The sequence below is a fragment of the Streptomyces sp. NK15101 genome (assembly GCF_020400725.1).
Taxonomy (GTDB): Bacteria; Actinomycetota; Actinomycetes; order Streptomycetales; family Streptomycetaceae; genus Streptomyces.
The window spans coordinates 43,550-51,184 of record NZ_JAINVG010000054.1 but is presented as its reverse complement, the minus strand read 5'-3'; the positions used below and the strand labels follow the sequence as shown (position 1 = coordinate 51,184).

The following is a 7,635-nucleotide window of genomic DNA, read 5'->3' as shown; positions in this document are numbered from 1 at the left end:
ACAGCGGCTCCAGCGCCGCCCACTGCTCGTCCGCGAGATCGCCCCCACCCATGGACCGGGATCATTCACAGCTCAAGATCCACCTTCGACACACGGCCTAGCGGAGCCGGAACCGGCCGTCCCCTCCTCCGCCGACCGCGCCGCCCTCCCCCTCCGCACCGACGAGGACGACCACGGCCCGCCCCCACCAGGGGGCGGGCCGTGGTCGTTGGCGCTCGAGGTGCTCGGGCACTGCGGGGCCGCAGCCGGTGGGGCCTCCAGCCCATCGGAACCGGCCCTCCAGAGTCGACCGCCACCTGGGGCATGCGGAACATCCCCCAGGCGCTGAGCGCCCGGGGGATGTTCCGACAGGTCAGTACCGGGCCGGGGACACGCACCGGAAGCTGTCGGCGACGGCCGGGTCTCCGTGGCCCTTGTAGCGGGAGACCTTCGGATAGGCGCACAGGTCACGGGTGACCCGCTCGCCGGCGGAGTTCGTGAGTGTGGCGGTCAGGGTGCTGGGCGCCTTGCCCTGCTCGACCCAGGCCCGCAGGGCGCCGAGGTCGTCGGTCTGCCCGGTCAGAGCGCAGTGGGCCGTGCCCGGCGCGAGGAAGAGACGGTAGAAGTCGTCGACCCGCCCGGCGCCGCCCATCTTCCGTTCGACATGCCGGCGGTAGGTCACCGTGCCCTGGGTGGGGATGAGCTGGTCCTGCCGGCCGTGCCAGGTCAGGAGTTTGCCGCCGGACCTGCGGAAGGCGGACAGGTCCGGGTCGTCGGTGCCGATGACCTCGTCGTACTCGGCCTGGGACTGCCGGAACAGCTCGGTGAACTGGCTGTAGGTGATCGTCGAGACGTCGAACGACGGCTGCTTCTTCAGCCAGGTCGCGACCCAGGCGGACGGGACGGGGAACGGAACGCCCTTGAGGTCGCCGTTCGCGTCCGGCAGGGTGCCCGCCAGGTACGGGAACTTCAGGTCGGCGCCGATCGGTACGCCGGACCACAGCCTCTTGCCGGACGTGGTGCGCGGGCCGTCCCAGATCTTGCGGACCACGGCCGCGTCGGCGGCGGTGACGGTCCGCTCCTCGCCCTCGCACACGACCGTGGTGCCGATCAGTCGGCGCGGGTCGAAGTCGCAGCGGGCCGGGTTCTCGACGAGGCCGTCCTCGACGCCGTCGAGGGGGTCGCAGGCCTTGATCGCGGCGGTGTTGAAGGCGTCGAACTCGCACCCGCTGAGGTAGGTCTTCTCGTTGTTCATCACCACCTGCGGCCACAGGGTGGCGACCTCGAACTCGTCCCAGTGGACGGCCGGTGCGTTGGCGAGGATGCCGTCGTAGTCGTCGGGGTGGCGCTGGGCTTCCGCGTAGCCCTGGCGGCCGCCGGTGGAGCAGCCGTTGAAGTACGCGTAGGAGGCCGCCCTGCCGTAGTAGTCGCCGATGACCTGCTTGGCGACGACGGCCGTCTCGTGCTCGGAGCGGGAGGCGAAGTTCGTGAGCAGGGTGGTGTCCACCCGGCCCTCGGTGTTCAGGGCCCAGCTGGTGTCGAGGTAGGTCTTGACGCCGGCGTCGGTGGTGGCGGCGGCGTAGCCGTTCTTGACGGCGCCCGCGAGGGCGGTGCCGTAGTCACCGGCGGCGAAGGCGCTTCCGCCGACCGTCTGCAGCCGGCCGTTCCAGCCGTCCTGGGGCAGCCAGACCTTCACCCGTGTGTGGTCGCCCTCGCCCGGGTGGGTCAGCGTGACCGTCAGATCGCAGTAGGCCGGCACGTCGGTGATCTGCGCGGCGGGGAGGGGCGGAACCTCCGGCACGTCGACGGTCCCGGCCGGACGGGAGACCGCCACGACGTTCTCCACCTCGGTGCCCGCCGGTGCCCGCACCGTGACGGTCGAGCAGGTGAGCGGCCGGGCGGCGGAACTCCCGGTACCCGCCGTACCCGCCCAGGCGCTCGGCAGGCACACCGCCGCGGCCAGCGGCACCCCCGCTGCGACGGCGATCAGAAGGCGTCGTCTCATGATTTCCCCATCAGAAATAGATAACCGCTCAACACGGTGACATCTGCGTCGGCGCGCTTCCGAGCGATGCGCGCGAGAAGAGATTGTCACGAGCCCACGTCACCGGTCAAGACGGTTACTCCAGCGATGGAGGGTCTGTGGCCCAGTCGAGCATCGAGACCGCGCGACATCGCCAGGGCCTGCCCTGGTGCCACATCACGCCCGCCAGGTAAGCCAGTTGACGATGAATACCGCCGTCACACAGCCGCGGGGCACGCACACGTCGCTCGCCGACGGGGTCTTGGACCTACCGAGCCCGTGGCGGGATCACCGCCGAGTGCTCAAGGGCATCGTGTTCACGCTCCGAACCGGTCTGCCCTGGAGGGACCTGCCCGATCGGTTCGGGCCTTGGCAGGCGGATCTCGTAGAGTCCTGCCCGTGGCGAATCACCAGGACGAGACCAGGGCGGCCTACGACGGAGTCGTCGAGCTGTACGCATCGCTGTTCGCGAACCGGTTGGAGACACAGCCGTTCGCCCGGGCCATGATCGGCACCTTCGCCGAACTGGTGCGCGCGACGGGCAACCCGCGAGCAGCGGACGTCGGGTGCGGGCCCGGGCATCTGACGGCCATGCTGCACGAACTGGGCCTGGACGCCTTTGGACTCGACCTCTCCCCCGGCATGGTCGACCACGCCCGGCGGGCCCATCCTGCGCTGCGCTTCCAGGAGGCGCGGATGGAGTCCCTGCCGATCGAGGACGGCGCGCTCGGCGGCGTACTGGCCCACTACTCGATGATCCACACCCCTCCGGGAGAACTGCCGCAGCTGCTCGCCGAACAGGTACGCGTCCTGGCGCCAGGCGGCCTGCTCCTGGTCTCCTTCTTCGGGACCGACGGGCCGGAGCCGGTTCGTTTCGACCACAAGGTGGCACCTGCCTACAGCTGGCCGACGGACCGCCTCGCCGAACTGCTGACCGACGCCGGGCTCGTTCCCTTCGCCCGGCTGCTCCACGATCCAGCCTCCGAACGGGGCTTCCTCGACGCCCACCTGCTGGCCCGCCGCTCATAGGTCCTGCCTGGCGATACCCGCCAGGTGTCGGCGCGCCTCCGGACCACCGGCTCGGCGGGCGCTTGCCGGTCCGATGAGACACCGGACTTGCCACACGTGCCCGTTCAGCGGCCCTCGCGCCACCAGAGGGGAGCTCGACGGGCAGCCCTCAGTCTTTGACGGCCGCCGCGATCCGCAGGGCGGCCTGGGCGGGCGTGAGGTGCGTGGTGTCGACGACCTCGGCCTCCGCGTGCAGCCATCCACGGGCCGCCTCGGCGTAGGGCTGGAGGTGGGCGAGGCGGAAGGGGGAGTCGGGGCCGACGACGGTGTCTCCCGCGATGCGGCTGCGGAGGGTGTCCTGGTCGGCGTGGAGGACGAAGTGCCGTATTGGGATCGCGTGCCGGGCGAGGCCGGCGCTGATCTCGCGCCAGTACTGCTCGACCAGGACGGTCATGGGGATCACCAGAATGCCGCCGGTGTAGTCGAGTACGTGGCGGGCGGTCTCGACCACGAGCGGCCGCCACGGCGGCCAGTGCTGGAAGTTGTCCGTCTCGGGCAGCCCCGGCGTGATGTCCATGAGCGTCTCGCCGACCTTCTCGGCGTCGAACACCCGGGAGTCAGGGAGTAGCTGCTGCACGAGTGCGCTGGTCGTCGTCTTGCCCGCGCCGTGGGTGCCGTTGAGCCATACGATCACGGCCCAACGCTAGCGCCGCGCGAGGCACAGGTGGTCTCAGTCGCCGATATCAGGTTTCCCTTCCTGACCGAGCACGTCGTCCGGTCAACGAGGCCAAGCCTGCCCTGGTGACGCCTGCCGTGCTTCGATCCAGCAGTGACCCGATCGGTGGCCACGCCGAGAAGACCCGCCGACGCGGTGGGGACCTGGTCGGGTCGTTCATGTCGGCCGATCCGGTCGGTGGTGGGCCGGCCGTCCTCGAGCTCGTCCGGTTCGTGGTCCGCCAGGGTCCTGTCCGAGAGGAGGTCGAGGTGGTACGAGTACCCGTGCCAGTGGAGCCGCTCGTCATCCGTCGCGGCGTCCGGCGCGGGATCGAAGGAACGGATCAGCCCCTGTGGAGCAACGGGCGTCGCTCCACAGGGGCGAGAACGATCAAGACGGCCAGGACAGCGGTCGTCTTCGAGACGGAAGCGGTGACCGTCTGTCGGGCGGGGCTCAGTCCAACCAGCGGGAGTGGTACCGCTCGGCCCAGGACTCGCTGACGTAGCCGGTCCGCATGCCCAGGCGTGATTCCGGGTCCGCGGCCGCCTTGCGCATGTGGCCGATGACGACGATGGTGATCGCCCAGGCCACGATGTCGTGCACGAAGATCGCGCTGGTGCGGGAGATGAAGGGCAGCAGGTCCATGAACCACATCAGCAGGCCGGTGAACATCATGACCAGCACGGCACCGGCGATCCAGCCCGCGTAGAGCTTCTGCCCCGCGTTGAACTTGCCGGCCGGGCGCGCGCCGGGCCAGGTGTGGCGCTTGCGAACGGCCCGCAGCCATTCCCGGTCGTACGGCGCGAAGCGGTTCAGGCGGCGCAGGTCGGCGCGGAATTCGGCGGACAGCAGGCCCAGCAGGACGGGTGCCGGGAGCAGGATGCCGGACCATTCGTGGACCGTGGCCATGAGGTGGCGCCGGCCGACGAGTCGGGCGAGCGGGCCCAGGTACAGGCAGGCCGCGGTGGCCAGGCAGAGCAGCATCAGCCATCCGGTGGCACGGTGGACCATGCGCTGGGGGCGGCCGAAGCGCCGGACTCGGCCGTCCCGGTCAGGCCGTGCCATCGGTCCGGTCCGCGTCGTCGAGCCAGCCGTCGACCGGATAGCCGCGCTCCTCCCAGAAGCCGGGGACCACCTGTTCGGTGACCTCGATGCCGGACAGCCACTTGGCCGACTTGTAGAAGTACATCGGTGCCACGTACAGGCGGACCGGGCCGCCTTGGACGTGGCTGATCGGCTTGTCCTGCATGTTCAGTGCCACCAGGACGTCGGAGCGGCGGGCCTGCTCCAGGGTGAGGCTCTCGCTGTAGGCGCCGTCGAAGCAGGTGAACCGGACCGCCGTGCCCTTCTCGCGCACGCCGGCGGCGTCGAGCAGGTCCGCCAGCCTCACCCCTTCGAAGGGGGTGTCGTCCACGCGCCACCCGTCGGTGCAGACCGCGTCGCCGAGGACCCGCGTCTGCGGGAGCGCCCGCAGTTCGGGGAGGGTGTAGGTCCTGGGGCGGTCGACCAGGCCGCCGATCGTCAGCGCGTAGGTGCGCTCGTCCTTGCGCGGCACCGAGCCGACGATGCTGTAGTACCGGAAACCACCCGGATTGGGCAGCAGTCCGGTCAGCCCGGTGGGGTCCTTCCGGGAGGCGGCTCCGAGGAAGCTCTCCCAGCCGCGCTGGAGGGACGGGGCCGCGGCGAGTCCGGCCGCTCCCGCGGCCAGCATGCCCAGCAGCGCACGCCGCCCCACCGGGGCACCCTCGGCGTTTCGCTTCGACCGACCTGTCATGTCACTGCTCCTCCGCGGCGGCATCAGTAACCGTTTTGAGTGGTGACGAGGATGGCACGGGTCAATGCGATCGGTCAACGCAAGGCCGCACCCTGGGCTTGCGTCACTCTCATACGCACGCCACACGTGCACCGCGCGCCCGAGGCACCCTCCTCCGCCCGACCCTTCCGCACGGCCGCTCCGGCCTGGGTAACATGCACAGCGTCATCCATGCGCCAGGGAGTGAACGGTTGTGACCAGCCAACCAGCCGCCACGCTCCGAGCGCGGCTCGTCGATCAGGCCGCGTCGGATCTGGAAGAGAACCGTCGCCGCCAGCAGGAGCTGACCGAGAAGGTCAGGCTGCTGAAGCAGGAGGAAGCCCTCCTCGTCGACATCCTCAAACTCGCCGAGCGGTACGAGAGCCTGGCTGAATCCTCGCCCCTGTCCGAGCAGTCCCGGGAAGAACCCGCGCCCGCCGGGGCCAGGTCACGCAGGGCATCCGCCGCCCCCTCCGGCGACACCCCTGCGCGGCAGGCGGCGCGGACGGGAAAACCCGCGAGAAAGGCCGCCGAAGGGAAGTCGCGGCAGCCTCCGCTCGGAGACCTCCTGTTGTCCCTGCTCGCCGGTCACGACGGGCCGCTCCTCGCGAAGGAACTGCGGGACGAACTGCTGGAGAAGCACCCGGACCGCAACCCCACCCCGCAGGTCGTGCGCAACACCCTGGAGTCGCTCGTGGCCAAGGGACACATCCGGCGCCGCAAACAGCAGCGATCCGTGACGTACGCCCTCGAAGAATCCGGCCGGCGCGCACTCGCAGCCCAGCAGGACGACTCCGCGGCAGACAACTGAGGCCGTGCGACCAGGTCGTCCGGTCGGTGCGTACGTCGACGGATGGCCCTTTCCGCCCGGCTTTCAGCCCGACCGGGCAAACAGCACCCGCGCCATCTCTCCTGGCGTCACCCCGACGACCCGCCTCCCGGGCCACGGCGGGCATCGGCGCCGCCGGCCGAGGGGGCCGACCGGACAGACGGGCGAGAACATGGATCTCACGACGTACGTCAAGAAAGGCACCACGCCGGGCCGGCTGTCGGTCCCCGCCCGCGAAGACGTCCCCAACTCCCTCACGGCAACAGGCCTCGGCCGTCGCAGCCGAGGCCGTCGCAGCCGACAGAGAGCCCGACGCGACTCGCATATGGACCTGGGCGGCCGACGTGACGATGTCGGGCCACGGGCCGACGGCCACGGAATTCCGCTGACCTGACACGCGGTGAGCGCGAGAAGCGGCACCCGGCCGGGCGGTGAGTCTCGGCGACCTGTCGCCCCGCACCGGCCGGGCGGAACTCGTCGACGCCGACGGCGGCCGGTCAGCCCTTGAGCGCGAAGAAGCGCATCGGCGAGTTCGGTTCGAAGCCGATGCGCGGGTACACGGGCGCCCCGGCGACGGTCGCGTGCAGGGTGGCGCGGGTCAGGCCGGTGGCGCGGGCTCCCTCGTACAGCGCCTTCCTCGTCACCGCCTCGCCGTAACCGCGGCGCTCCCACTGCGGGTCGGTGGCGACGAGCACGACGAAGAGCCGGCCCTCCGCCTCCACCGTCGCGGCGCAGGTCACCGGCACACCGTCGCGCACGCCCAGGTAGGCGTACACCCGGTCCTTCCACAGCGTGGAGCCGGCGAGGCCGTCCCGGCCGTCCTCCAGAGGGAAGCCGTACGCACGGGAGTTGAGGTCCGCGTACGCCGTGAGGTGCTCGTCGGTCGACACCCGTACGAAGGTCAGATCCGGATGGACCGGCTCAGGCAGGGGCGGCAGGTCCCCCGCCATGCCCGTACCGGGGAAGGCGTGCACCAGGCCCGCCCGCTCGGCCGCCGCGTCCAGACCCGCGCGCGCGCCGTCCTCGATCAGGTCCTCGAAGACCCACAGGAAGCCCGGCCGCTTCTTCGTCCGCATGACCTCGGCCGCTTCGTGCAGTCGCCGTTCCAGAAGCCCGGCGCCGACGCCGACATCGGTCAGGGTCACGCAGTTCCAGAAGGCGAACCGGCAGTCGGCCCAGCGGACGGCGATGCCCGGAAGGTCACGGACGTCCGCGTCCTGGTCCCGGTCGAGAACCATGGCCCGCCAGACCACCGCCAGTTGTTCCATCGATTCGACAGAGTCCCCGAG

The 7,635-nt window shown here is 70.7% G+C and carries 7 protein-coding genes and 1 pseudogene; 3 read left to right on the top strand and 5 right to left on the bottom strand.

All coding sequences use genetic code 11. The features are described 5' to 3' along the window. Nucleotides 1-352 precede the first annotated feature (352 nt). Complete coding sequence (locus K7G60_RS25740) at nucleotides 353-1,984, bottom strand: DUF6351 family protein (protein WP_225803322.1); 1,632 nt, start codon at nucleotides 1,982-1,984, stop codon at nucleotides 353-355. A 298-nt stretch (nucleotides 1,985-2,282) separates the two neighbouring features. On the opposite strand from K7G60_RS25740, the pseudogene K7G60_RS25735 reads away from it, so the two are divergent. Next, nucleotides 2,283-2,372: pseudogene (locus tag K7G60_RS25735) on the top strand (transposase); the annotation flags it as partial. 29 nt (nucleotides 2,373-2,401) lie between these two features. Further along, nucleotides 2,402-3,031, top strand: a complete 630-nt coding sequence (locus K7G60_RS25730) for a class I SAM-dependent methyltransferase (protein WP_225803321.1) — start codon at nucleotides 2,402-2,404, stop codon at nucleotides 3,029-3,031. A 148-nt stretch (nucleotides 3,032-3,179) separates the two neighbouring features. On the opposite strand, the gene K7G60_RS25725 is transcribed toward K7G60_RS25730, so the two are convergent. The 3 genes from K7G60_RS25725 to K7G60_RS25715 all read right to left on the bottom strand — a co-directional run bounded on the left by K7G60_RS25725 (nucleotide 3,180) and on the right by K7G60_RS25715 (nucleotide 5,499). Further along, complete coding sequence (locus tag K7G60_RS25725) at nucleotides 3,180-3,704, bottom strand: AAA family ATPase (RefSeq protein WP_225803320.1); 525 nt, start codon at nucleotides 3,702-3,704, stop codon at nucleotides 3,180-3,182. 474 nt (nucleotides 3,705-4,178) lie between these two features. Continuing rightward, a complete protein-coding gene (locus K7G60_RS25720; protein ID WP_225803325.1) occupies nucleotides 4,179-4,829 on the bottom strand; it encodes a cytochrome b/b6 domain-containing protein in 651 nt (216 codons plus the stop codon). Beyond that, the gene (locus K7G60_RS25715; RefSeq protein WP_225803319.1) at nucleotides 4,777-5,499 is read right to left on the bottom strand and encodes a molybdopterin-dependent oxidoreductase; all 723 of its coding nucleotides are present in this window, start codon (nucleotides 5,497-5,499) and stop codon (nucleotides 4,777-4,779) included. The genes K7G60_RS25720 and K7G60_RS25715 overlap by 53 nt, the downstream gene beginning before the upstream one ends. Before the next feature lie 232 nt (nucleotides 5,500-5,731). Here K7G60_RS25715 and K7G60_RS25710 point away from each other — a divergent pair, with 232 nt between their 5' ends. After that, nucleotides 5,732-6,328: a hypothetical protein gene (locus tag K7G60_RS25710; RefSeq protein WP_225803318.1), complete on the top strand. Its 597-nt coding sequence runs from the start codon at nucleotides 5,732-5,734 to the stop codon at nucleotides 6,326-6,328. A 515-nt stretch (nucleotides 6,329-6,843) separates the two neighbouring features. On the opposite strand, the gene K7G60_RS25705 is transcribed toward K7G60_RS25710, so the two are convergent. Continuing rightward, a complete protein-coding gene (locus K7G60_RS25705) occupies nucleotides 6,844-7,614 on the bottom strand; it encodes a GNAT family N-acetyltransferase (RefSeq protein WP_263986318.1) in 771 nt (256 codons plus the stop codon). Nucleotides 7,615-7,635: the final 21 nt, after the last annotated feature.